General features: G+C 65.2%; 16 protein-coding genes. 8 read left to right on the top strand and 8 right to left on the bottom strand.

Annotated features, from left to right (window positions below; translation table 11 throughout):
- Nucleotides 1–5: 5 nt before the first annotated feature.
- Nucleotides 6–5114 (bottom strand): non-ribosomal peptide synthetase, encoded by a 5109-nt coding sequence (locus DUGA2_RS02545; protein WP_168167748.1) that lies wholly within the window; start codon nucleotides 5112–5114, stop codon nucleotides 6–8.
- A 474-nt stretch (nucleotides 5115–5588) separates the two neighbouring features.
- Entirely contained in the window at nucleotides 5589–6497 is a 909-nt protein-coding gene (locus DUGA2_RS02540; protein ID WP_008448839.1) for a LysR family transcriptional regulator, read from the bottom strand.
- Between the two features lie 131 nt (nucleotides 6498–6628).
- Between DUGA2_RS02540 and gcl the strand changes: the two genes are divergently transcribed.
- Genes gcl through DUGA2_RS02505 form a run of 7 tightly spaced genes read left to right on the top strand, consistent with a single transcriptional unit; the run spans nucleotide 6629 to nucleotide 14436 of the window.
- A complete protein-coding gene (gcl, locus tag DUGA2_RS02535) occupies nucleotides 6629–8404 on the top strand; it encodes a glyoxylate carboligase (RefSeq protein ID WP_070267025.1) in 1776 nt (591 codons plus the stop codon).
- Between the two features lie 12 nt (nucleotides 8405–8416).
- Nucleotides 8417–9196: a hydroxypyruvate isomerase gene (gene hyi, locus DUGA2_RS02530; protein WP_070267024.1), complete on the top strand. Its 780-nt coding sequence runs from the start codon at nucleotides 8417–8419 to the stop codon at nucleotides 9194–9196.
- A 37-nt stretch (nucleotides 9197–9233) separates the two neighbouring features.
- A complete protein-coding gene (locus DUGA2_RS02525) occupies nucleotides 9234–10121 on the top strand; it encodes a 2-hydroxy-3-oxopropionate reductase (RefSeq protein WP_070267023.1) in 888 nt (295 codons plus the stop codon).
- Nucleotides 10121–11389 (top strand): glycerate kinase, encoded by a 1269-nt coding sequence (locus DUGA2_RS02520; RefSeq protein WP_070267022.1) that lies wholly within the window; start codon nucleotides 10121–10123, stop codon nucleotides 11387–11389. Before DUGA2_RS02525 ends, DUGA2_RS02520 begins: the two co-directional genes overlap by 1 nt.
- 14 nt (nucleotides 11390–11403) lie before the next feature.
- On the top strand, nucleotides 11404–12843 hold the full coding sequence (gene pyk, locus DUGA2_RS02515; RefSeq protein ID WP_070267021.1) for a pyruvate kinase: 1440 nt from the start codon (nucleotides 11404–11406) through the stop codon (nucleotides 12841–12843).
- Nucleotides 12840–13706 (top strand): urea transporter, encoded by an 867-nt coding sequence (locus tag DUGA2_RS02510; RefSeq protein WP_070267020.1) that lies wholly within the window; start codon nucleotides 12840–12842, stop codon nucleotides 13704–13706. Before pyk ends, DUGA2_RS02510 begins: the two co-directional genes overlap by 4 nt.
- Entirely contained in the window at nucleotides 13690–14436 is a 747-nt protein-coding gene (locus DUGA2_RS02505; protein WP_070267019.1) for a 4'-phosphopantetheinyl transferase, read from the top strand. Before DUGA2_RS02510 ends, DUGA2_RS02505 begins: the two co-directional genes overlap by 17 nt.
- Before the next feature lie 8 nt (nucleotides 14437–14444).
- Here DUGA2_RS02505 and DUGA2_RS02500 read toward each other — a convergent pair whose 3' ends face one another.
- Nucleotides 14445–15338, bottom strand: a complete 894-nt coding sequence (locus DUGA2_RS02500; protein ID WP_070267018.1) for a LysR family transcriptional regulator — start codon at nucleotides 15336–15338, stop codon at nucleotides 14445–14447.
- A gap of 95 nt (nucleotides 15339–15433) precedes the next feature.
- Between DUGA2_RS02500 and DUGA2_RS02495 the strand changes: the two genes are divergently transcribed.
- Nucleotides 15434–16384, top strand: coding sequence for an NAD-dependent epimerase/dehydratase family protein (locus DUGA2_RS02495; RefSeq protein ID WP_070267017.1), 951 nt, complete (start codon nucleotides 15434–15436; stop codon nucleotides 16382–16384).
- On the opposite strand, the gene DUGA2_RS02490 is transcribed toward DUGA2_RS02495, so the two are convergent.
- The 5 genes from DUGA2_RS02490 to xdhA form a co-directional block, all read right to left on the bottom strand.
- Nucleotides 16381–17118 (bottom strand): ABC transporter substrate-binding protein, encoded by a 738-nt coding sequence (locus tag DUGA2_RS02490; RefSeq protein WP_229214568.1) that lies wholly within the window; start codon nucleotides 17116–17118, stop codon nucleotides 16381–16383. The two genes, DUGA2_RS02495 and DUGA2_RS02490, sit on opposite strands and share 4 nt — an antisense overlap.
- Nucleotides 17119–17181: 63 nt before the next feature.
- On the bottom strand, nucleotides 17182–18504 hold the full coding sequence (gene guaD, locus DUGA2_RS02485) for a guanine deaminase (protein WP_070267102.1): 1323 nt from the start codon (nucleotides 18502–18504) through the stop codon (nucleotides 17182–17184).
- A gap of 228 nt (nucleotides 18505–18732) precedes the next feature.
- The gene (gene xdhC / locus DUGA2_RS02480) at nucleotides 18733–19833 is read right to left on the bottom strand and encodes a xanthine dehydrogenase accessory protein XdhC (RefSeq protein WP_070267016.1); all 1101 of its coding nucleotides are present in this window, start codon (nucleotides 19831–19833) and stop codon (nucleotides 18733–18735) included.
- Between the two features lie 2 nt (nucleotides 19834–19835).
- On the bottom strand, nucleotides 19836–22223 hold the full coding sequence (xdhB, locus tag DUGA2_RS02475) for a xanthine dehydrogenase molybdopterin binding subunit (protein WP_070267015.1): 2388 nt from the start codon (nucleotides 22221–22223) through the stop codon (nucleotides 19836–19838).
- Nucleotides 22220–23710 (bottom strand): xanthine dehydrogenase small subunit, encoded by a 1491-nt coding sequence (gene xdhA / locus DUGA2_RS02470; protein WP_070267014.1) that lies wholly within the window; start codon nucleotides 23708–23710, stop codon nucleotides 22220–22222. Before xdhA ends, xdhB begins: the two co-directional genes overlap by 4 nt.

The following is a 23710-nucleotide window of genomic DNA, read 5'->3' as shown; positions in this document are numbered from 1 at the left end:
GCGCGTCACTGGCTGGCGGTGCGATGGAGCTGTGCGCTGGCCTGTGCGTCGCTCAGGTTGTCGAGCTGTTGCAGCAGTTGATGCAGGACGTCGGGTTGGCAGTTGGCGCGTTCGATGGCGATGCGTGCCGCCATCTGCCGCAACTGCGGCGCCTCGAACACGGCGCCGAGCGGGAACTCGATGCCGTGCTGCTGTTCGATGCGCGCCACCAGCCGGGCGGCCAGCAGCGAGTGACCGCCAAGGTCGAAGAAGCTGTCCTCGGCGTTGATGTGCGACTGGCGCAGCAGTTCGCGCCAGTGCTCGGCCAGCGCCGCCTCCTCGTCGTTGAGCGGCACCGTTGCATCGTTGGGCGATGCGATGGCCTGCGGCGCCGGCAGCGCGCGGCGGTCCACCTTGCCGTTCGGTGTCAGCGGCAGGCGCTCCAGCGTCAGCAGGGTGGCCGGAACCATGTAGGCCGGCAGCACCGCCTTGACCTGGTCGCGGATGGCGGCCGTGTCGAGCGCCGCGCCCTGGATGGCGGTGAGATAAGCCACCAGGCGTTTGTCGCCGGGGCTGTCCTCGCGCAGCAGCACCAGCGCTTCGCGCACGCCGGCGCAGGCGGCCAGCCTGGATTCGATCTCGCCCAGCTCGATGCGGAAGCCGCGCAGCTTGACCTGCGCGTCGTTGCGGCCGATGAATTCGATATTGCCGTCGGCCCGCCAGCGTCCGATATCGCCGCTGCGATACAGGCGCGCTTCCGTATCGGCGCTGAACGGGTCGCGGACGAAGCGTTCCGCGGTTTGCTCCGGGCGGTTCAGGTAGCCTCGTGCCACGCCGTCGCCGCCGATCCAGATCTCGCCGGCCACGCCGGCCGGTACCGGCTGGCCTTCCTGGTCGAGGATGTAAACGGTGGTGTTGGCGATCGGTTTGCCGATCGGGATGGAGCGCGCTTTGGCTGCAGCCATGCCGATCTCGAAGGTGGTGGCGAAGGTGGTGGTCTCGGTCGGCCCGTAGCCGTTGAGCAGGCGCTTGGGCCGCCGCGCCTTGCCCAATACATGGGCGATGCGCCTGGCGTCAAGCACATCGCCGCCGACCAGCAGGCAGCCCAGCGCGGCGAAGGCTGGTTCCAGGTCGTCGGCGTATTGATTGAACAGGCCGACCGTCAGCCACAGCGCCGTGACGGCACCGTCGAGCAAGGCCTGGTTGAAGGCCTGCGGCCGCAGTACCGTGGCGCTGTCGATCACCACCACGCCCGCGCCGTTGAGCAGGGCGCCCCAGATTTCCCAGGTGGCGGCGTCGAAGGCGGGATTGGCGCAGTGCGCCACACGGTCGTGCGCAGCCAATGGGGCGTAGCCGCTGTTGACGACCAGGCGCAGGATGTTGCGGTGCTCGATCATCACGCCTTTCGGCACGCCGGTGGAGCCGGACGTATACATGACGTAGGCGAGGTTGCGGGCGTGCAGTCCCGTCACGCCGGGATTGTGCGTCGGCCGCGCCGACACGCGGGCTGCGGCGTCCGCGCCGGCCAGCGCCAGTTGCGGCCAGCCTGCGTCCAGGTCTTCCATCGGCCGGGCGCACAGCACCAGCTTCGCTGCGGAGTCGCCGAGGATCTGGGCGATGCGCGGGCGCGGGGTGTCCGCCTCCAGCGGCACGTAGGCGCCGCCGGCCTTCAGCACCGCCAGCATGGCGACGATCAGCAGCGGGCTGCGTTCGAACACCAGCGCCACGCGGTCCTCGGGTTGCAGGCCGCGAGCCAGCAGCTCGTGCGCCAGCTGGTTGGCGCGGCGGTCCAGATCGCCGTAGGCGATGCGCTGCCCCGCGTGCTCGATGGCCAGCGCATCCGGGTCGGCTGCGGCAGCCTGTTCGAACAGTTGATGGACCAGCGCATCGCGCGGATAGGCGGTGGGCGCGGGGTTGAAGGCCTTCAGCAGCTTCTCGCGCGCCGGGACAGACAACAGCGGCAGGCGGCTGAGCGTCTGGGTGTCGTCGGCCGCCATCGCTGCCAGTATCGACTTCAGGCCGTCGCCCAGTTGCTGGACGCTGGCGTGGTTGAACAAATCGCTGGCGTATTCCAGGTTGCCGGCGATACCCGCGCCGTTGTCGGCCACCAGCAGCGACAGGTCGAAGTGCGTGGTGCTCTGTGGCAGGGTGGCCGGTTCCAGGATCAGTCCCGCCAGCGCGCCGCCGTGGTCATTCGCCGTATTGTCGAGAGCAACGACGGTCTGGAACAAGGGGCCGTAGGCCATGCTGCGCGGCGGGTTGAGCGCTTCCACCAGATGATCGAAGGGGAGTTCCTGATGTTCATAGGCGGACAGCGTGCCGCTGCGAACCCCGGCCAGCACCTGGGCGACGGTCGGGTTGTCGTCCAGCTGCACGCGCAGCGCCAGCGTGTTGGCGAAGAAGCCGATCATCGACTCCAGCTCGGGACGCGGACGGTTGGCGACCGGCGTGCCGACGACGATGTCGAATTGGCCGCTCATGCGGGACAGCAGGCAGGACCAGCCGGCCAGCAGCACCATGAACAGCGTGGCGTTGTGGCGCAGGGCCAGGCTGCGCAGCGCGGAGGTGGCGTCCGCGTCGAGCGCGAAGAAGATGCGGCTGCCGCGATAGCTTTGGCGCTCGGGACGCGGACGGTCGGTCGGCAGCTCCAGCAGCGCCGGCGCGCCGTCCAGGTGGCCGCGCCAGTACGCCAGCTGGCGTTGCAGCGCGGCGGCCTGCTCGGGTTGGCGCTGCCAGGCGGCGTAGTCGGCATACTGCAGGGGCAGCGGCGGCAGCGGATCGGCCCGGCCTTCGAGATAGGCCCCGTACAAGGCTGCCAGTTCCGCCTTGATCACGCCCATGGACCAGCCGTCGGAGATGATGTGATGCTGGATCAGCAGCAGTTCGTGGGTCTCGGGCGCGAGGCGCAGCAGCAGCGCGCGGAACAGCGGGCCGGCCGCCAGGTCGAAGGGACGGGCGATTTCGGCTGCGTACAGCGCGCCGCGCGCCGCGGCCTGGTCTTCTGGAGGCAGATAGCTCAGGTCCTGCTCCAGCAAAGGCGCCGCCTGCCCGGGTGCGGCGACGCGCTGCACCGGCACGCCGTCGGCCGCCACAAAGCTGGTGCGCAGGCTGTCGTGGCGCGATACGATGCGCGCCAGCGCGGCCTTCAGCGCGTCTTCGTTCAGCGGCCCGCTCAAGCGGTAGCAGACGGGCATGTGATAGGCCAGGCCCGCGGCCGGATCGAGCTGGTTGAGGAACCACAGGCGCTGCTGGGCGTGCGACAGCGGCGCCGCGCCGCCATGCGCGCCGGCGGTCATCGGCGTCCAGCTGGCTTGGGCCGCGCCGGCCACTTGGCCCGCCATGCCGGCCAGGCTGGCCTGCTCGAACAGCGCGCGCGGCGACAGTTCGACGCCGAGATCCTGCCGCAGCCTTGCCACCAGCCGCAGCACCATCAGCGAATGGCCGCCAAGTTCGAAGAAGTTGTCGTGTCGGCCGACCTGCCGCAGCGCCAGCAATTCCATCCAGATGGTAGCCAGTGCGGTTTCGTGTTCGCCCTGCGGCGCCTCGAAGTCGCCTGCGGCGGCGTCCTCGCGTTCCGGCGCGGGCAGGGCCTTGCGATCGACCTTGCCGTTGACCGTCAGCGGAAAACGCTCCAGCACCACCAGGCTGGCCGGCAGCATGTAGGCCGGCAGTTCGGCCTTGAGGCGTGCGCGCACCGCCTGTTTGTCTATGCCGGCGCCGACCAGGTAGCCGGCCAGGCGTTTGTCGCCGGGGCTGTCCTCGCGCAGCAGCACCAGCGCCTCGCGCACGCCATCGCACGCTGCGAGGCGGGCTTCGATTTCACCTAGCTCGATGCGGAAGCCGCGCAGCTTGACCTGAAAGTCGTTGCGGCCGATGAATTCGACCACGCCGTCGGCACGCCAGCGTCCCAGGTCGCCGCTGCGGTACAGCCGTGCCGCCGGATCATCGCTGAACGGATCGGCGATGAAGCGTTCCGCGCTCAGCTCCGGGCGATTGAGGTAGCCGCGTCCCACGCCGTCGCCGCCGATGTGGATCTCGCCGGTGACGCCCAGCGCCACCGGTTTGCCCTGTTCGTCGAGGATGTGGATCTGGGTGTTGCCGATCGGGCGGCCGATGGGAATGCTGCCCGCCTGCGCCGCCGCCGCGTCGATCGCGAAGGTGGTGGCGAAGGTGGTGGTCTCGGTCGGGCCATAGCCGTTGAGCAGATGGCGCGGGCGTCCCGGCTTGGACAGCACCTGCGCCACCCGGCGCGCATCGAGCACGTCGCCGCCGGCCAGCAGCCAGGTCAGGCCGGCGAAGGCCGGTTCCAGCTCGTCGGCGTATTCGTTGAACAGCCCTGCGGTCATCCACAGCGCCGTGGCGCCGCCGTCGATCAGCGCCTGGCAGAACTCGCGCGGCCGCAGCAGCGTATCCGCAGCGATCACCAGCAGGCGCGCGCCGTTGAGCAGCGCGCCCCAGATTTCCCAGGTGGCTGCGTCGAAGGCGGGGTTGGCGCAGTGCGCCACGCAATCGGCCCCGGTCAGCGGCGCAAAGCCGGCGTTGACGGCCAGCCGCAGCACGTTGCGGTGCTCGATCATCACGCCCTTGGGCATGCCGGTGGAGCCGGAGGTGTACATCACGTACGCCAGGTGGCGCGCGTTCAGTCCCAGCGCGGCGGCGTCGGGATTGTGCGTCGGCAGTTGGGCGAGGTGTTCGGCCTCGCTTCGCAGCGACAGCTGGACCACGGCGGAAGGCTGGCCGGCGACGGCGGCGTCGCACAGGATGGCCGCCGGCGCGGCGTCGGCCAGGATGGCGGCCAGGCGTTCGGCCGGCGTGGCAGGATCGAGCGGCAGGTAGGCGGCGCCGGCTTTCAGCACCGCGAGGGTGGCGATCACCATCTCGGCGCTGCGGTCCAGCACCAGTGCGATGCGCTGGTCCGGCTGCACGCCAAGCGCGATCAGGAGATGGGCCAGCTGGTTGGCGCGGCGGTTGACGTCGTCGTAGCTGAAGGTCCGGCCGGCGCAGTCGATCGCGGTGCGATCCGGCGCCGCCGCAGCGACTTGCTCGAAAACCTGGTGGACCAATCCATCCCGGGGATACAGGCGGGCGGTGGCGTTGAAATCGGAGGGAACCGGCTGAAAAGCGGGGATTTCCAAAGCTGAGTTGCTCAAAACCATGTCGGCACGTCGCAAAAAAAGTTGGGGCGAGATGGGTTGTGACCATCTTTCTTCATAGACATATGATTGATAGTCGATGTCTATTTACCAACGAAAATATAGCACCGTTGTTACACTTTTTTACGCAAGTGCCTTTCCGTCACTTTTATCCAACAGATAATCTTTTCTGTCAATTTGTGGTATACCGCGTACGGTTTATAATCCGTATAAGGCGCGCTTTTGCACGATTTGCTTGCCATATGCAAGTTGTTATAAAAATAATCTAGCTATCAAGTTAAAAGTAAGTGCCTTTTTGATATCAAAGATTTAACAAAAATAGTGCCAAAGAGTAACAAAACTCACAAAATTGTCAAAAAAAGCTGGGATGTTGTCAGCGCGAACGATATTTTTTTTATTGAAAATAAAAAAAGGCGGCCATTGGCCGCCTTTGCGTGACAAATTGGATACAAACCGCTAGCGCTGCAGCCAATAATCCGGCCGTGCGTAGATTTCCTTGAGCATGTCGATGAAGAAACGCACCTTGGCTGGCAGGTGCCGTTGTTGCGGATAGACCGCCATGATGTCGTACTGAGGCAATGCGAAATCGTCCAGCACCGTGATCAGTTCGCCGGACGCCAGCTGCGACTCGATCTCCCATGAAGACCGCCACGCCAGGCCGAGTCCCTCTGTGGCCCAGCGGTGCAGCAGCTCGCCGTCATTGCAGTTCAAATTGCCGTCCGCGCGCACCGTCACCTGCTTGCCCTGATGCTGGAAATACCAGCCGCGCTGCTGCCCGCCCTGCAGGTTGAAGGCCAGGCAGTTGTGGTGGGAGAGATCGTCCAGCGTGCGCGGTATGCCGTGGCGTTCGAAGTACTCCGGCGTGCCGCAGACCACGCGGCGGTTGTTGGCCAGCTTGACGGCGACGAAGCTCGGATCGATCACGCCGCCGATGCGGATGCCGACGTCGTAGCCGTCGCGCACCAGGTCGACGACGCGGTCCGTGAGATTAAAGGAGATCTGCACGTCGGGATGCGCGCGCACAAAGCCCGCCGCATGCGGCGCCACGTGCTTGCGGCCGAACGCCGCCGGCGCCGACACGATCAGGTGGCCGGTGGCGCGGTGCCGTCCTTCGGACACCATGCGGTCCGCATGTCCCAGATCCGCGAGCAATTTGCGGCAATGGTCCAGATAGAGCGTGCCTTGTTCGGTCAGCGTCAGGTGCCGCGTCGTGCGGTGCATCAGCTTTACACCCAGGCGCTTTTCCAGCGCGTCGATACGCCTGCCCAGCATGACGGGCGTGATGTGCTGACCCATCGCGGCGCGTACCAGGCTGCCCTTTTCGGCCACGTCGACGAAGGCCTCGATTTGCGTCAGTTTATCCATAACCCGATTATTCCACACTTATTCCATATTTTGAGTATCGAATAAAGCGAGAGTTTGTCTTCTTATCACAGCCGGTCTTTCCCGCTACGATGATCCCATCAAGTTCAGTACTTAACCATCAGGGGACAATCATGGCACGGATGACAGCAGCGCAGGCAGCAGCAATCGTTTTGGAAAAAGAGGGCGTGAATCAGGTGTTCGGAGTTCCGGGCGCCGCGATCAACCCGTTTTACGCGGCACTGAAGAAGCAGGGCAGCGCCAAGCATATATTGGCGCGCCACGTCGAAGGCGCCTCGCACATGGCCGAGGGCTACACCCGCGCCAAGGCCGGCAACATCGGCGTGTGCATCGGCACCTCCGGCCCGGCCGGCACCGACATGATTACCGGCCTGTATTCGGCCCAGGCAGATTCCATACCTATCCTCTGCATTACCGGCCAGGCGCCGCGCGCCCGCCTGTACAAGGAGGACTTCCAGGCGGTCGATATCGAATCCATCGCCAAGCCCGTGACCAAGTGGGCCGTGACCGTGCGCGAACCTGCGCTGGTGCCGATGGTATTCCAGCAGGCCTTCCACATCATGCGCTCCGGCCGTCCCGGCCCGGTGCTGGTCGATCTGCCGTTCGACGTGCAGATGGCCGAAATCGAATTCGACCCGGACACCTATCAGCCGCTGGAAGCCTACAAGCCGAAAGCCACCCGTGCGCAGATTGAAAAAGCGCTGACGATGTTGAACGACTCCGACCATCCTTTGATTACGGCCGGCGGCGGCGTGATCAACGCCGATGCCTCCGACCTGCTGGTGCAGTTCGCCGAGCTGACCGGCGTGCCGGTGATCCCGACGCTGATGGCGTGGGGTGCGATCCCGGATGACCACAAGCTGATGGTCGGCATGGTCGGACTGCAGACCAGCCACCGCTACGGCAATGCCACGCTGCTGGCGTCGGACTTCGTGTTCGGCATCGGCAACCGCTGGGCCAACCGCCACACCGGCACCATCGAGGTGTACACCAAGGACCGCAAGTTCGTCCACATCGATATCGAACCAACCCAGATCGGCCGCGTGTTCGGCCCGGACTTCGGCATCGTCTCCGACGCCGGCGCCGCGCTGAAGCTGATGATCGAAGTGGCGACCGAGTGGAAGGCCGCCGGCAAGCTGAAAGACCGTTCCGCATGGGTAGCGCAGTGCAATGAACGCAAGCGCACCATGCACCGCAAGACCCACTTCGAACAGGTGCCGGTCAAGCCGCAGCGCGTGTACGAAGAGATGAACAAGGCCTTCGGCCGCGACACCTGCTACGTCAGCACCATCGGCCTGTCGCAGATCGCCGCCGCGCAGTTCCTGCACGTGTATAACGCACGCCACTGGATCAACTGCGGCCAGGCCGGCCCGCTGGGCTGGACCATCTCCGCCGCGTTGGGCGTGGTGGCCGCCGACCCGCAGCGCAAGGTCGTGGCGATCTCCGGCGACTACGACTTCCAGTTCATGATCGAAGAGCTGGCGGTGGGCGCGCAATTCAAGCTGCCTTACCTGCATGTGGTGGTCAACAACTCCTACCTCGGCCTGATCCGCCAGTCGCAGCGTGGCTTCGATATGGACTTCTGCGTACAGCTGTCGTTCGAGAACATCAACGCGCCGGAACTGAACGGCTACGGCGTCGATCACATCGCCGTGGTGGAGGGCCTGGGCTGCAAAGCCATCCGCGTCACCAACGCCGACGATCTGCCGGCCGCCTTCGAGCAGGCCAACAAGTGGATGGAAGAGTTCAAGGTGCCGGTGGTGGTGGAAGTGATACTGGAGCGCGTGACCAACATCGCCATGGGCACCGACATCGACAAGATCAACGAGTTCGAAGAGCTGGCGCTGCGCGGCGCCGACGCACCCACCGCTATCTCCCTGCTGGACTGAGAGGACAACGCCATGACCAAACTTGCAGCCAACCTGACCATGCTGTTCACCGAGGTGCCGTTCATCGACCGCTTCGAAGCGGCGGCCCGCGCCGGTTTCCAGGCGGTGGAATTCCTGTTCCCGTATGCGTACAGCGCCCGCGACTTGTCCGAGCGCCTGAAGGCCAACAAGCTGGAACTGGTGCTCCACAACCTGCCGGCAGGCCATTGGGAAGCGGGCGAGCGTGGCATCGCCTGCCATCCTGACCGCGTGGCCGAGTTCCGCGACGGCGTCTGGACCGCCATCGCCTACGCCAAGGAGCTGGGCGTCAAGCAGCTGAACTGCCTGGTCGGCATCGTGCCGCAAGGCGTGACGCGACAGGACGCGCAGGTAACGCTGGTGGACAACCTGCGCTTCGCCGCCGAGGCGTTGAAGGACGAGGGCATCCGTCTGCTGATCGAACCGATTAACAGCTACGACATCCCCGGCTTCTTCCTCACCAATACGGCGCAGGCGGCGTCGCTGATCGCGGCGGTGGGATCGGAGAACCTGTTCATCCAGTACGACATCTACCACATGCAGCGCATGGAGGGCGAGCTGACGAACACGATCAACAAGCACCTTCAATTGATCGGCCACGTGCAGCTGGCGGACAACCCGGGCCGCAATGAACCGGGCACCGGCGAGATCAACTACCGCTATCTGTTCCAGCAACTGGATGCGGCGGGCTACACCGGCTGGATCGGCTGCGAATACAAGCCGCGCACCACAACGGAAGCAGGCCTGGGCTGGCGTGCCGCCCACGGCGTTTGATTAGACGTTCGAACCACATCTTTACAAGGAAAATATCATGTCTCGAGTTGGATTTATTGGTCTGGGTATCATGGGCGCTCCGATGGCGCAGCACCTGCTCAACGGCGGCCACAAGCTGTACCTGCACGACATCAAGAACCCGCCGTTCCCGCTGATCGAAGCCGGCGCCACGGTCTGCACCTCGGCCGCCGAAGTGGCAGCCCGCGCCGACATCATCATCGTCATGGTGCCGGATACCCCGCACGTCGAAACCGCGCTGTTCGGCGAAGAAGGCGTAGCCAAGGGCCTGCGTCCGAACACCATCGTGGTCGACATGAGCTCGATCTCGCCTATCGAAACCAAGAAGTTCGCCAAGAAGATCAATGCCCTCGGTTGCGAATACCTGGATGCGCCGGTCTCCGGCGGCGAAGTCGGCGCCAAGGCCGGTTCGCTGACCATCATGGTCGGCGGTTCGCAGGAAGCGTTCGATATCGTCAAGCCGCTGTTTGAACTGATGGGCAAGAACATCACCCTGGTCGGCGGTAACGGCGACGGCCAGACCACCAAGGTCGCCAACCAGATCATTGTGGCGCTGAACATCCAGGCCGTGGCCGAAGCGCTGCTGTTCGCCTCCAAGGCCGGCGCGGATCCGGCCAAGGTGCGCGAGGCGCTGATGGGCGGTTTCGCCAACTCGCGCATCCTGGAGGTGCACGGCGAACGCATGGTCAAGCGCACCTTCAACCCGGGCTTCCGCATCGAACTGCACCAGAAGGACTTGAACCTGGCCCTGCAAGGCGCCAAGGCGATGGGCGTGTCGCTGCCGAATACCGCGATGGCGCAGGAACTGATGAACGCCTGCGCGGCCAATGGCCTGGGCGCCATGGACCACTCCGCCCTGTGCCGCGCGGTCGAACTGATGTCCAACCACCAGATCGCCGAGGCATAATGAACACGCTGAATCCACGCCAATTCCTGCTCGATCTGTACGGCAGCGCGGTGGACGCTGTCAGCGCGGAGAAATGCCTGCCGGCGTTCCTGCCGGAGCCGCCGAAGAACGGCCGCACGCTGGTGATCGGCGCAGGCAAGGGCGCGGCCGCCATGGCGCGCGCCGTCGAGCGTCACTGGAAGGGCGATATCTCCGGCCTGGTCGTCACGCGCTACGAGCATGGCGTGGACTGCGAGCGTATCGAAGTGATCGAGGCCGCGCATCCGGTGCCGGACGAAGCCGGCCGTGCCGCAGCGGGCCGCATGATGGAGATGGTCAAGGGCCTGAGCGAGAACGATCTGGTGCTCTGCCTGATCTCCGGCGGCGGCTCCTCGCTGCTGGCGTTGCCGGCTCCCGGCATCACGCTGGAGCAGAAGCAGGCACTGAACAAGGCCTTGCTGAAGAGCGGCGCCGCCATCTCCGAGATGAACTGCGTGCGCAAGCACCTGTCGGCCATCAAGGGCGGCCGGCTGGCGCTGGCCTGCGCACCGGCGCGCGTGGTCACGCTGCTGATCTCCGACGTGCCGGGCGACGACCCTGGCATCATCGCCAGCGGTCCGACGCTGCCCGATCCGACCACCTGCGCCGACGCGCTGGCGGTGCTGCGCAAGTACGATATCGCCATCCCGGACAGCATCCGCGAGCATCTGGAATCCGGCGCCGGCGAAACGCCGAAGCCGGGCGACCCGCGCTTCGCCCGCAACAGCCATCACGTCATCGCCATCGCGCAGGACGCGCTGGAGGCTGCGGCCGCGCATGCAAGCGCGGTCGGCATCACGCCTTACATCCTGTCCGACGGCATCGAGGGAGAATCGCGCGATGTCGCCATCGTCCACGCGGCCATGGCGAAGCAGGTCGCGGCACGCGGCCAGCCGTTCCAGCGGCCCTGCGTCATCATCTCCGGCGGCGAGACCACGGTGACGGTGCGCGGTTCGGGACGGGGCGGACGCAATGCCGAATTTCTGCTCAGCCTTGCGGTGGCGCTGGACGGCCATCCCGGCATCCACGCCGTGGCTTGCGATACCGACGGCATCGATGGCTCCGAGGACAACGCCGGTGCGCTGTACAGCCCCGATTCGCTGGAGCGCGGCCTGACGCAGAAGCTGCGCGCCAAGACTCTGCTGGAAAACAACGACGGCTACGGCTACTTCAGCGCATTGAACGATCTGGTGGTCAGCGGCCCGACCCGCACCAACGTCAACGACTTCCGCGCCGTCTTAATTCTGTAAAAAAGGAACACCCAATGCGACGTCAACGTCAGGCCAAAATCGTGGCCACGCTCGGCCCGGCCAGCAGCAGCAAGGAGGCCATTCAGGCACTGTTCGAAGCGGGCGCCGATGTGTTCCGTTTTAACTTCAGCCACGGCACCCATCAGGATCACCAGGCGCGCTGCAACATCGTGCGCGAGATCGAACGCAGCGTCGGACGGCCGATCGCCATCCTGGCCGACCTGCAGGGCCCCAAGCTGCGCGTGGGCCAGTTCGCCGAGGGCAAGGTAACGCTGGTGGCGGGCCAGGAGTTCGCCCTGGACCGCGACCCGGCGCCCGGCACGGCGCAGCGTGTGTGCCTGCCGCATCCGGAGCTGTTCGAAGTGATAGGCGCCGGCCAGTCGCTGTTGCTGGACGACGGCAAGCTGCGGTTGGCGGTGCTGGGCAACGAAGGCCGCGTGATCCGCACCCGCGTCGTCAACGGCGGCGTGCTGTCCGACCGCAAAGGCGTCAATGTGCCGGATGTGGTTCTGCCCATCCCCGCGCTGACGGAAAAGGACTTGCGCGACCTGGATTTCGCCTTGGAGATGGGCGCGGACTGGATCGCGTTGTCGTTTGTGCAGCGGCCGGAGGATCTGGTTCAGGCCCGGGCCATCGTCGGCAACCGCGCGGCCTTGCTGGCCAAGCTGGAAAAGCCGGCGGCGCTGGATGCGCTGGACGCCATCGTCGCCGTATCCGACGCCATCATGGTGGCCCGTGGCGACCTGGGCGTGGAAGTGCCGCCGGAGCGCGTCCCCGGCGTGCAGAAGCGCATCCTGCGCGCCTGCCGCCTGCAAGGCAAGCCGATTGTGATCGCCACGCAGATGCTGGAGTCGATGATATCGGCGCCGGTGCCGACGCGGGCGGAAGCCTCCGACGTCGCCAGCGCCATCTACGACGGCGCCGATGCGGTGATGCTGTCGGCGGAATCGGCCAGTGGCGCATATCCGACGGAAGCGGTATCCATCATGAACCGCATTATCTGCGAGGTGGAGAAGGACCCGCTGTACCGCCAGATGATCGATGCCCAGAACCAGGCGCCGATGCCCAACAGCGGAGATGCAATCTGCTCGGCGCTGCGTGAAGTGACGCAGATCGTCGGCGCGGTGGCGACGGTGACTTACACCAGCTCCGGCCACACCAGCCTGCGGGCGGCGCGCGAACGGCCGATGGCGCCCATCCTGAGCATCACGCCGAATCTGTCGACCGCGCGCCGCCTGGCGCTGGCGTGGGGCGTGCATTCGACGGTCAGCCCGGACGTGCGCAATGTGGACCGCATGGTGGCTGCGGCTTGCCAGGCAGCGCTGCGGGAGGGCTTCGGCCGGCCGGGCGACCAGATCGCGATCACTGCGGGCGTGCCGTTCGGCCAGCCGGGCAGCACCAACTTGCTGCGTATCGCGCAGATCTGGCCGACCGACGAACCGGCAGCGGCATGATCCTGTCGTCGGCTCCTCGCGTTGCAGTGCCCTTGGTGCTGCAACGCCAGTTGACGGCGATCGGGCAGATCTACTTCCAGGACTCGCCGATATTCGGCACCGTGCTGCTGCTTTGCCTGTATCTGAGCGGGCCGGTGCTGGCGTTGGGTTGTGTGCTCGGCGCAGGCAGCGCTACGCTGGCGGCATGGGCGTCGAAGCTTCCCGCAGAGCGCCGCGACAACGGTTTATACAGTTACAACGGCGCGCTGTCCGGCATCGGCTTATGCGCCAGCTATCAGTTCTGCGGAGCGCTGCTGCTATGGATCGCGGCGGCGGGCGCGCTGACGGCCGCGTTGACCTGGGCAGCTGAACGCGCCCGCATTCCGCCGTTGACATTGCCGTTTGTATTGATGATGTGGTTCGCCGCTGCCTGCGCCGGTGCGGTAGGCGTGGATAGCGGGCTGCAAGACGTAGCGCTGCCGGCCGGTGCTTGCGGCGCGAGCGCTGTCAGCTACCTGTTTTGCTCGGTGGGGCAGGCCGCCTTCATCGGCGTCGCTCCGCTGGGCATGCTGTTGTGGGCCGCCATGGCACGCCGTCGCTGGCATATGGCGATGTGGGGACTATCCGGCGCTGCATTGTCCTGGTTGTCGATTGCGCTGGCAGGCCGGCTTTGGCCGGGGAGCGGCATCGAGGCGCATGTCGCCGGCGCCGGCATCAACAGTACGTTGTGCATGCTGGCCTTGAGCACTGGTTCAAGCCGCTGGCCGCTGCGCCTTGCGGCGACATGGCTCAGCATCGCGCTGTCCGTGGCCCTGGGAGACGCCGGTCTTGCATACTATACGCTGCCATTCATCCTGGCGACCTGGCTTGCGCGGTGTCGTTGAATCGGCTATTCTCGCGACACCATTCTCAATTCCCTTCACTTTGAACACTTCACGGACGACGTGGCACAAACTGCGAGGCGGTATCGACCTGTGTCTGCTGGAGTATGCTCTGGAGGACTTCAGCGTCGAAGCATTCCGTCAAGCCGGTTTGCTGTTGCCCCCTTCTATCTCGCATAGCGTGCCTAAACGGCAGGCCGAGTACTTCCACGGGCGGCTGGCCGCGCGTATTGCCCTGCGTGCGGCTGGCTCCATCGATGCCGACGTCTTGACCGGAACGCAGCGCGAGCCGGTGTGGCCGGCCGGTATGACAGGTTCCATCACCCACCAGGGCCCGTACGCAGGCGCGGCGGTCATGCCCGCCAGCGCGGTCAACGGAATCGGTATCGACATCGAAGCCCCAATTCCGGACGACGCAAGAGAAGCAGTGGAGCAGCTGGCCGTGACAGCAAGTGAGCTTGACGCTCTGCGCAGACTAAGTCCGCTGTCCGATCCGGTCCTGCTGGCGCTCGCGTTCTCGGGGAAGGAGTCCTTTTACAAAGCACTCTTCTATCGGGTCGGCCGATTTTTTGGTTTCGAGGCAGTCCAGCTGACTGGCCTGGACATGGCGTGCGGTGAACTGCACTTCGTTTGCCAAGCCGCGTTGACCCCTGAATGGCAACCGGGCAGCAAGGGCGCTATCGCTTTCGAGTTCCTGCCGGATGGCTCGGTATTGACCAGCTTTGTCTGGTGACACGCAGTCTAATTGGCATATTCGGTGAGCCCTTCGGCCAGGGCGGCAAAGGTGGTGGCGCAGGCCGGGTTGCTGCGCAGGTTTTCGTGCATGGCCAGCCAGGTGTCCATCGGGATGGTCAACAGGTCGGGTATGACGCGCACCAGCCGCGCATCGCGCTCGGCCAGCTTGACCTGGCAGATGCCTATTCCCAGCCCTGCGCGGATTGACGCCAGGTGTACCAGGTCGCTGTCGCTGCGCAGCGCGAAGGAGGCGTTTTGCAGGCCGCCCATCATATGCTGAAGCTTGCGCGTGAACGCCGTCTCGCGGTCGATGCCGATCAGGGCATGCTCCGCCATCTGCTCCCAGGTTTGCGGCGTGCCGCGCCGTTTCAGGTAATCCTTCCTTGCGTGGAAACCCAGTTCGATAGTGCCGATGCGGCGCGCCACCAGCACATCCTGCTCCGGGCGCTGCATGCGCACGGCGATGTCGGCATCGCGCCGCAGCAGGTTCTCGATGCGGTTGGACGTCGCCAGCTCGATGGTGATGCCGGGATGCGCGCGCGTCAGCCGCGCCAGGATGGGCGGCAGCACTTCGACGCTGACCACTTCGCTCGCCGTGATCCTGACGGTTCCCTTGATCTCCCCGTGACCCAGGCCTGAAGCCGCCCGCAGCAGGGCCGAAGAGGTGGCGGCCAGCGTCTCGGCATAGGATTGGAGCGCATAAGCGGCGTCGGTCGGGATAAACCCGGACTGCGAGCGCGTGAACAACGATAGCGACAGCGATTGCTCCAGCGCGTCGATATGACGGCCGACCGTCGGCTGGGTCAAACCCAGCGCGCGGGCTGCGCCCGACAGCGAACCCTCCGTCAGTACAGACAGAAAGGATCGGTACAGGTCCCAGTTCGGTTCATTCATAGCCATACGAAATTGTATAGCGACTATGCTGTTTTGGCTAATTTTCTTTTAGCTCCGTTTAGGCGACACTGACTCCATCAACTCACCAAACGGAGAAAAAAATGGGAAAAACAGCACTGGTACTGGGAGCAACGGGCGGCATCGGCGGCGAAGTGGCTCGTCTTCTGGTGGCGCGTGGCTGGAATGTGAAGGCGCTGCACCGCGAGCCGCAACGCGCCGCCAAACCTGGCGACGGCATGCAATGGCTGGCCGGCGACGCCATGAACCGGGCCGACGTGGTCAATGTGGCGCAAGGTACGCAACTGATCGTCCACGCCGTCAATCCTCCCGGCTACCGCAACTGGGGTGAGCTGGTGGTGCCGATGATCGACAACAGCATCGCCGCCGCCCGCGCCAGCGGCGCCCGCATCCTGTTGCCGGGCACCGTCTACAACTACGGCCCGGATGCGTTCCCGATCATCGACGAGGAATCGCCGCAGCGTCCCGTCACCCGCAAAGGCGCGATCCGCGTCGAACTGGAGGCCCGTCTGCAAGCCGCCGCTGCCGATGGCGTGCGCACGTTGATCGTGCGGGCAGGGGACTTCTTCGGCCCCAAGGTCGGCAATAGCTGGTTCGCCCAGGGGCTGGTCAAGCCGGGCAAGCCGCTGACGTCCATCAGCTATCCAGGCAGCGCGGGCGTCGGCCACCAATGGGCCTATCTGCCGGATGTCGCCGAGACCATGGTGCGTTTGATCGAGAACGAGGACAAGCTGGAGACCTTCGCCCGCTTCCAGATGGAAGGGCACTGGGACGCCGACGGTACGCGGATGGTTGCCGCGATCGCCAACGCGGCCGGCAAGCCTGAACTGAAGGCCAGCGCATTTCCATGGTGGCTGCTGGCGTTGGCCTCGCCATTCGTGGCCGTATTCCGCGAACTGCGCGAGATGCGCTACCTGTGGCAGCAGCCGGTGCTGATGTCGAACAAGCGCCTGGTGCAGGTGCTCGGCGCCGAGCCGCGCACGCCGCTCGACGTGGCCGTGAAGCGCACCTTGGCGGGCCTGGGTAATCTCTAAGCGAGCTTGTACCTGGCCAGGATGCGCCGCGATGTGCCGTCAGCATCCATGGCGGCCTTCGCTCGCTGGAACTGCTGGACGGTGGCGTCGTCGAAATCCAGCGAGCCTGCCAGCCAGGCGGTGGTGGAGCGCACCGGCGGACTGAGTCGGAAGTCTTTTTGCGCGGAGCGGCTGCTCAAGGAGCTTAGGATGATATTGCGCTCCCCGAATGCGGCATCGGCCATCCCGCCTGTCAGGTAGCGGTGGACTTCCTCGATGGAGTTGGCTTCGATGATATTGCGGTAGCCCAGTTCCTGCAGAATCGCGGCCTGGGCGGCGCCGCGCATCAGCGCGATGCGGCGGCCCTTCATGTCTCCGGGATGTTCGATGTCGAACTTGCTGTTATGCGCCGCCAGGAACAGGTAGTGCTCTTCATAGAGGGGCGCCAGCCAGCGGAACGTGGCTTCGCGCTCCGGCAGGCGGGTGACGGGGAAGATCGCGGTGGCCGGCATGGACGTGGCGAGGAACAGCGCGCGTTTCCAGGGAACGAACTCCAGCTTCAAGGCCATCTGCACCCGGTTGCATAGTTCGTCCACCAGTTCGCGCAGCGCGCCTGGACGATTGCCGCCGTTCTCGATGACCAGCGGCGGCAGGTGCGCGGTGACGACGCGCAGTTGTGCGACGGGAGCAGCGCGCGTCAGACCCGCGCTGCATCCAAGCGCCATCGCCGCGCCCAATAGAGTTCTTCGTTCCATATTACGTTCAACAGATCAGCGCCGACTGCGCCGACCGTATCGTAACCTATTTCCGCCGCCGGCTCAGTTCTGCCGCTGGTGCACTACCTTGCCGGCGGCGTAGGTGGCGGAGATGGAACGGTCGTCGCCCAGCATGGCGATGGCGAACAGCAGCTCTTCTACCGAGTCGGTGCGTTCCGTGCGGCGGGCCAGCAAGGGTGTGGCTTTCGGATCGAGGATGATGAAGTCCGCCTCGGCGCCCGGTACGAAGTTGCCAATGGTGCCTTCCAGCTGCATGGCGCGCGCGCCGCCCAGCGTGGCGAGGTAGAACATGCGCATCGCTTGCAGGTAGGTGCCACCCATGCGCGCCACCTTGTAGGCTTCGTTCATCGTCTGCAGCATCGAGAACGAGGTGCCGCCGCCCACGTCGGTCGCCAGCGACAGCGGGACTTTCTGCGCATCGGCGCGTTCGAAGTCGAACAGGCCGCTGCCGAGGAACAGATTCGAGGTAGGGCAGATCGAGATGGCAGATTGCGTTTCGCCCATGCGTGCGCGGTCGGCGTCGTCCAGCCAGATGCAGTGCGCGTACATCGAACGCGGACGCATCATGCCGAAATGGTCGTACACGTCCATGTAGCTGCGGGCGTTCGGGAACAGCGACTTGACCCAAGCCACTTCGTCGGTATTCTCGGCTACGTGGGTTTGCAGATAGGTGTCCGGATAGGCTTTCGCCAGCGCGCCGGCCAGCTCCAGCTGCGCTTCGGTGGACGTTGGCGCGAAGCGCGGCGTGATCGCGTACAGCTGCCGGCCACGCTTGTGCCACTTCTTGATCAGCGCTTCGCTTTCGCGCGCGCCGCTTTCTGCGGTGTCTTGCAGGAAGTCGGGACAGTTACGGTCCATCAGCACCTTGCCGGCGACCATGCGCAGGTTGCGCTTTTCGCTTTCGGTGAAGAAGGCGTCCACTGATTGCGGATGCACGGTGCAGTAGACCATGGCGGTGGTGGTGCCGCAGCGGGTCAGCTCGTCGAGGAAGAAGCTGGCGACGTTGGCCGCGTGCTCCGGATCGGCGAATTTGCGCTCGGTCGGGAAGGTGTACTTCTCCAGCCACGGCAACAGGCCGGGCGCCGGCGATGCGATCATGTCTGTCTGCGGGTAGTGTACGTGGGTGTCGATAAAGCCGGGCATGATGATCTTGCCGCGATAGTCATGCAGCGGCGTACCTTGCGGCAGGAAGGCGATCAGTTGGCTGAAGTCGCCGGCCAGGTGGACCTTGCCGTCGTTGACGATCAACAGGCCGTCTTCGTGCCACCAGCAGGCGTTGGCGGCGAAGGCCGGGTCGTCGCTGAAGTGCAGCAGGCTGGCGCGGTAAGCCTGGAAGGTGCCGGTCGGAGTGATGATGCTTGCCATGATATTGATTCCTTGTTCCGTGGTGCGGACGCCAGTTGACACGCGCGGCGATGCGGCGCGACTGACATGGTCGTCGGCGATGAAGGCGGGCGCGCGGCGCCACACCGGTTCTATGCGTGTTGGGGTATTGCTAGCGCGTTGGCTAGACTAATGAGAGGCGATGGCGCGCTCCCGCCCCGGCGCTGCCGGAGAGTGAAGGCGCCTGGCGTGCAGGCAGTTGGAAGGACATCAATTGGTGCATATTGTTTGCGTTTCCGATAATACGGCAGGTGCGGATGCGCTCATTTTAGCACCGATTTCCACCGGCGCGGCGAGTGCGGCCGCTTCCCACACCTGCATCAGTTGCGCCGCCACCGATACGGCGATCACCGCCGGCGCCTTGTCGCGGATGCCTGGCATGCCGATCGGGCAGGTCATGTCCGCCATCCGCGCGGCCGGAATGCCGCGTTCCTGCAGGCGGCGTTCGAAGGAGACGCGCTTGGTCGCGGAGCCGATCAGGCCAAACCAGGTGAAGTCGGTGCGGCGCAGGATGTGCTCGGACAGCTGCTGGTCCAGCGCATGGCTGTGCGTCAGCACCAGGAAGGAGGCGCCTGCCGGTGCTTCCTCGACCACCGCTTCCGGCGTGTCGGTCGCTTCGACGCGCACATTGGCCGGCAGGACCGAAGGGAACATGTCGTCGCGCTCGTCCACCCACACCACCTGGCATGGCAGCTCGGCCAGCGCGCGCACGATAGCCGCGCCCACGTGGCCAGCGCCGAACAGGTACAGGCGCGGACGGTAGGGCAGGCAGGAGTCGATCAGCCAGCGCTTGCCATGGTCGTCGATGCGCACCTTGCAGTCGATGCCGGGACCGGGGCGGGCCAGCATCGCCGGACCGGGGCCGCTCAGGTGCAGGCCTGCGGCGTCGTAGATGGCGGCTGGTTCGGCGCAGTCCAGCGGCACCAGGCGCCAGCTGTCCTGGCCCTCGCGCCAGCGGCGTGCCAGCGCACCGAAATGTTCGCCCGCTTCCGGCATGATGCGTTCGAAAGCCAGGTGCACCACGCCGCCGCAGCATTGGCCCAGGCTGGGGCCGAGCGGGAAGCGTTCCAGCCGGCGCTCGGCGCGCAGTTCGCCGGTCGGCATGGCCAGCATTTCGCGGGCGATGTCGGTGGCGACCATTTCAAGATGGCCGCCGCCGATGGTGTCGAAAGCGTGATACTGGGTGATCAGCATCTTGGCGCCGGGTTCACGCGGCGCGGAGCCGGCGACCTGCGCCACCGTCACCAGCACGCGCGGCACGGCTTTGCTGGCGGCCGCCGTCAGGGCGGTGAGATTGAAAGGAGTGGACATGGTCAGTTCGCCGCTTCCGCCGCATCTTGTACCGCAGCGCGTTCCTGTACCGCACCGATGGCGTCGAGGATAGCCTCGCTGGTGGCTGGAGCGCGCAGCGGTGGATTGAAGCGGTGGCCGCCGACGCTGGAGCAGGCGTCGCGGATCGCCAGGAACACCGAGAACGGCAGCAGCAACGGCGGTTCGCCGACCGCCTTGGAGCGGTGGATGCTGTCCATGACGTTGCGGTTCTTGAACAGGCGCACGTTGAAGTTCTCCGGGCAGTCCGACACGCCAGGAATCTTGTAGGTGGACGGCGCGTGCGTCATCAGCTTGCCGGCCGGGTTCCACCACAGTTCCTCGGTGGTCAGCCAGCCCATGCCCTGTATGAAAGCGCCTTCTACCTGGCCGACGTCGATGGCAGGGTTCAGCGAATTGCCGGCATCGTACAGCGCGTCGGCCTGCAGCAGCTTCCATTCGCCGGTCAGCGTATCGACCACCACTTCCGACACCGAAGCGCCGTAGGCATAGTAGGAGAAAGGATTGCCGCTCATGGTTTTCGGATCCCAATGCAGGCCGGGCGTGGCGTAGAAGCCGTCGGACCACAGCTGGATGCGCGCCATGTAGGCCTTCTGCACCAGCTCCGCGAACGGAATCGCATGTTCGCCGACGTGGACGAAGTTGGCCTCGAAGCGTACCGTGGCCGGATCGCCGTCGTGGCGCTTTGCGGCGAATTCGGCCAGGCGCTTGCGGATGGTGTTGGCCGCATCCTGCGCCGCCTTGCCGTTCAAGTCCGCGCCGGTGGATGCCGCGGTGGCCGAGGTGTTGGCGACCTTGCTGGTGTCGGTGGCGGTGGCGCGCACCATGGCCAGGTCGATGCCCAGTTCATGCGCTACAACCTGGCATACCTTGGTGTTGATGCCCTGGCCCATTTCGGTGCCACCGTGGTTGACCAGCACCGAGCCGTCCGTGTAGATGTGCACCAGCGCGCCGGCCTGGTTGAAGTGCGTGACGTTGAAGGCGATGCCGAATTTGACAGGCGTCAGCGCCAGGCCGCGCTTCAGTACTCTGCTCCTTGCGTTGAAAGCGTTGATCTCTTCGCGGCGTTTGCGGTAGCTGCTTTCTTCCTCCAGTTGCGCGACCAGGTCGTGAATGACGTTGTCGACCACCTTCTGGTTGTACTGGGTGACGTTACGGCCTTCCTCGTCGTTGCGGCCGTAGAAGTTGATCTTGCGGACGTCCAGCGCATCCATGCCCAGGTTGCGGGCGATTTCATCGACGATGTATTCGATGGCGATCGCGCCCTGTGGGCCGCCGAAGCCACGGAAGGCGGTGTTCGATTGCGTGTTGGTCTTGCCGGCCATGGCGCGGATATCGACATCGCCCAGGTAGTAGGCATTGTCGAAGTGGCAGACCGCGCGCGTGGCGACCGGCGCCGACAGGTCGGCCGAGAAACCTGCGCGCGACACCATCTCCACCTTGGCGGCGATGATGCGGCCGTCGTCGCCGTAGCCCATTTCGTACTCGTAGTAGAAGCAGTGGCGTTTGCCCGTGACCATCATGTCGTCGTCGCGGTCGGCGCGCAGCTTGACGGGACGGCGCAGGTGCGCGGCCGAGATGGCGGCGCAAGCGGCCCACAGCGCCGATTGCGATTCCTTGCCGCCAAAGCCACCGCCCATGCGGCGGCACTCGACCACGATGTCGTGCGAGTGGCGGTGCAGGGCGTGCGCCACCACGTGCTGCATCTCGGTCGGGTGCTGGGTCGAGCAGTAGATCAGCATGCCTTTGCCTTCCTTGGGGATGGCATACGAGATCTGGCCTTCCAGGTAGAACTGTTCCTGGCCGCCGACATGCAACGAGCCTTTCAGCTTGTGCGGAGAGCGTTCGAATGCCGCCTGCGCATCGCCACGCGCCAGGTGCATCGGCGGGACCACGAAGGATTTGGCGTCGCGCGCGGCCTGCGGCGTAAGGATGGCTGGCAGCTCTTCGTACTCGATGACCGCATTCTTGACGGCGCGGCGGGCGTTGTCGTGCGACGTCGCCACCACGATGAAGATCGGCTGGCCGACATATTCGACCAGGCCTTCCGACAGGATCGGATCGTCGTGGATGATGGGGCCGCAGTCGTTGGTGCCGGGGATGTCCTTGTGGGTGTACACGGCCACCACGCCCGGCATGGCTTTGACGGCGTCGAAATTCATCGACAGGATGTTGGCGTGCGCCTTGGCCGAGATGCCCAGCGCGGCGTGCAGCGTGCCGGCGGCTTCGGGGATGTCGTCTGTGTAGGTGGCCTCGCCAAGGACGTGCAGCACCGCCGATTCGTGCGGGTGCGACTGGCCGACTTCGGCCCACGCCATCGGGACTGCGGGCGTGGCGGGCTGCGTCAGGAATGCTTCGGTTTTGCTGTTCATGCTGCGACGGCTCCCTCTGCGTAGTGATAGGCGTTGATCGATTGCAGCGGCTGGGCGGAGTCCGGGTTGGTCTCCAGCCAATAGCGATGCAGCAGGTTTTGCGCGGTCTTCATGCGGTAGGCGGCGGTGGCGCGCATATCGCTCAGCGGCGTGTAGTCCTTCGCCAGCTCGGCCATCGCCAGCTTCAGCGTGGCTTCGTCCCAGCGCTTGCCATTGACGGCGGCTTCGGCCAGCGGTGCGCGGCGCGAGGTCGCGGCCATGCCGCCGTAGGCGATGTGGGCGTCGCTGACGATGCCGTCCTTCAGCGTGAAGGCGAAGGCGGCGCAGACGGCTGAAATGTCCTGGTCGTAGCGCTTGGCCAGCTTGTAGGTGCGGAAGTGGATGTCCTTGCGTGGCAGCGGAATGCGCACGGCTTCGACGAATTCGCCCGGCTGCCAGTCCTTCTTCATGTAATCGAGGTAGAACTTCTCCAGCAGCATGGAGCGTTGGCCCTTATCGCTGCGGATGACGATCTCCGCGCCCAGCGCGATCATCCATGGCGCCGAGTCGCCGATCGGCGAGCCGTTGGCGACGCTGCCGCCCAAGGTGCCGGTGTTGCGGATCGGTTGCGATGCAAAGCGCTGCCACATCTCATGCAGCTCGTCCTTGTAGTGCTTGCAGACTGCCTCGTAGGCGTCGTTGAGGGAGACTGCGGCGCCGATGTAGAGCATGCCGTCTTCCTCTTCCATGCGGTGCAGCTCCTGGACCAGGCGCACGTAGATCATGTCGCCCAGATTGCGCATCTGCTTAGTGACCCACAGGCCAACGTCGGTGGAACCGGCGACGATGGTGGCGGTGGGTTTTTCCGCCCGCAGCGCGGCCAGTTCGGCCAGCGTGCGCGGTGCGTAGAAGGTCTGGCCGTCGTGGGTATAGCTGTACATTTCGGTTCGCTGGATGGATTGCAGCGAGGCTTTCAGCGCCTCGCGGTCGAAGCCGACGTGCGGCAGCTCGCCCATGCGGCGCGCGGCGTCGATGATGGGACGGTAGCCGGTGCAGCGGCACAGATTGCCGGACAGGGTTTCGTCGACGGTCTTGCGGCATGGCGGCGTGGCCTGGCCTTCCTGTTTCAGGTAAAGGCTCCACAGCGACATGGCGAAGCCCGGCGTGCAGAAGCCGCATTGCGAGCCGTGGCATTCGACCAGCGCTTCCTGCACCGGATGCATTTTGCCGTCGGCCTGCTTGAGGTCTTCGATGGTGAACACGGCCTTGCCGTCCAACGTGGGCACGAACTGGATGCAGGAGTTGACCGATTTCATGGCCACTTCGCCGTCCGGCTGCAATTCCGCTACGACCACGGTGCAGGCGCCGCAATCGCCTTCGGCACAGCCTTCCTTGGTGCCGGTGCAGTGCAGGTCTTCGCGCAGGTGCTGGAGCAGGGTGCGGGTTGGGGCGCCACTTTCAACGGAGCGGACTTCGCCGCGATAGAAGAATCGAATTGGTTCAGACAT

The organism is Duganella sp. HH101, assembly GCF_001758795.1.
Classification (GTDB): domain Bacteria; phylum Pseudomonadota; class Gammaproteobacteria; order Burkholderiales; family Burkholderiaceae_D; genus Rugamonas; species Rugamonas rivuli.
Note: the sequence above shows the minus strand (reverse complement) of the source record. Positions and strands in the feature narration are given on the sequence as shown.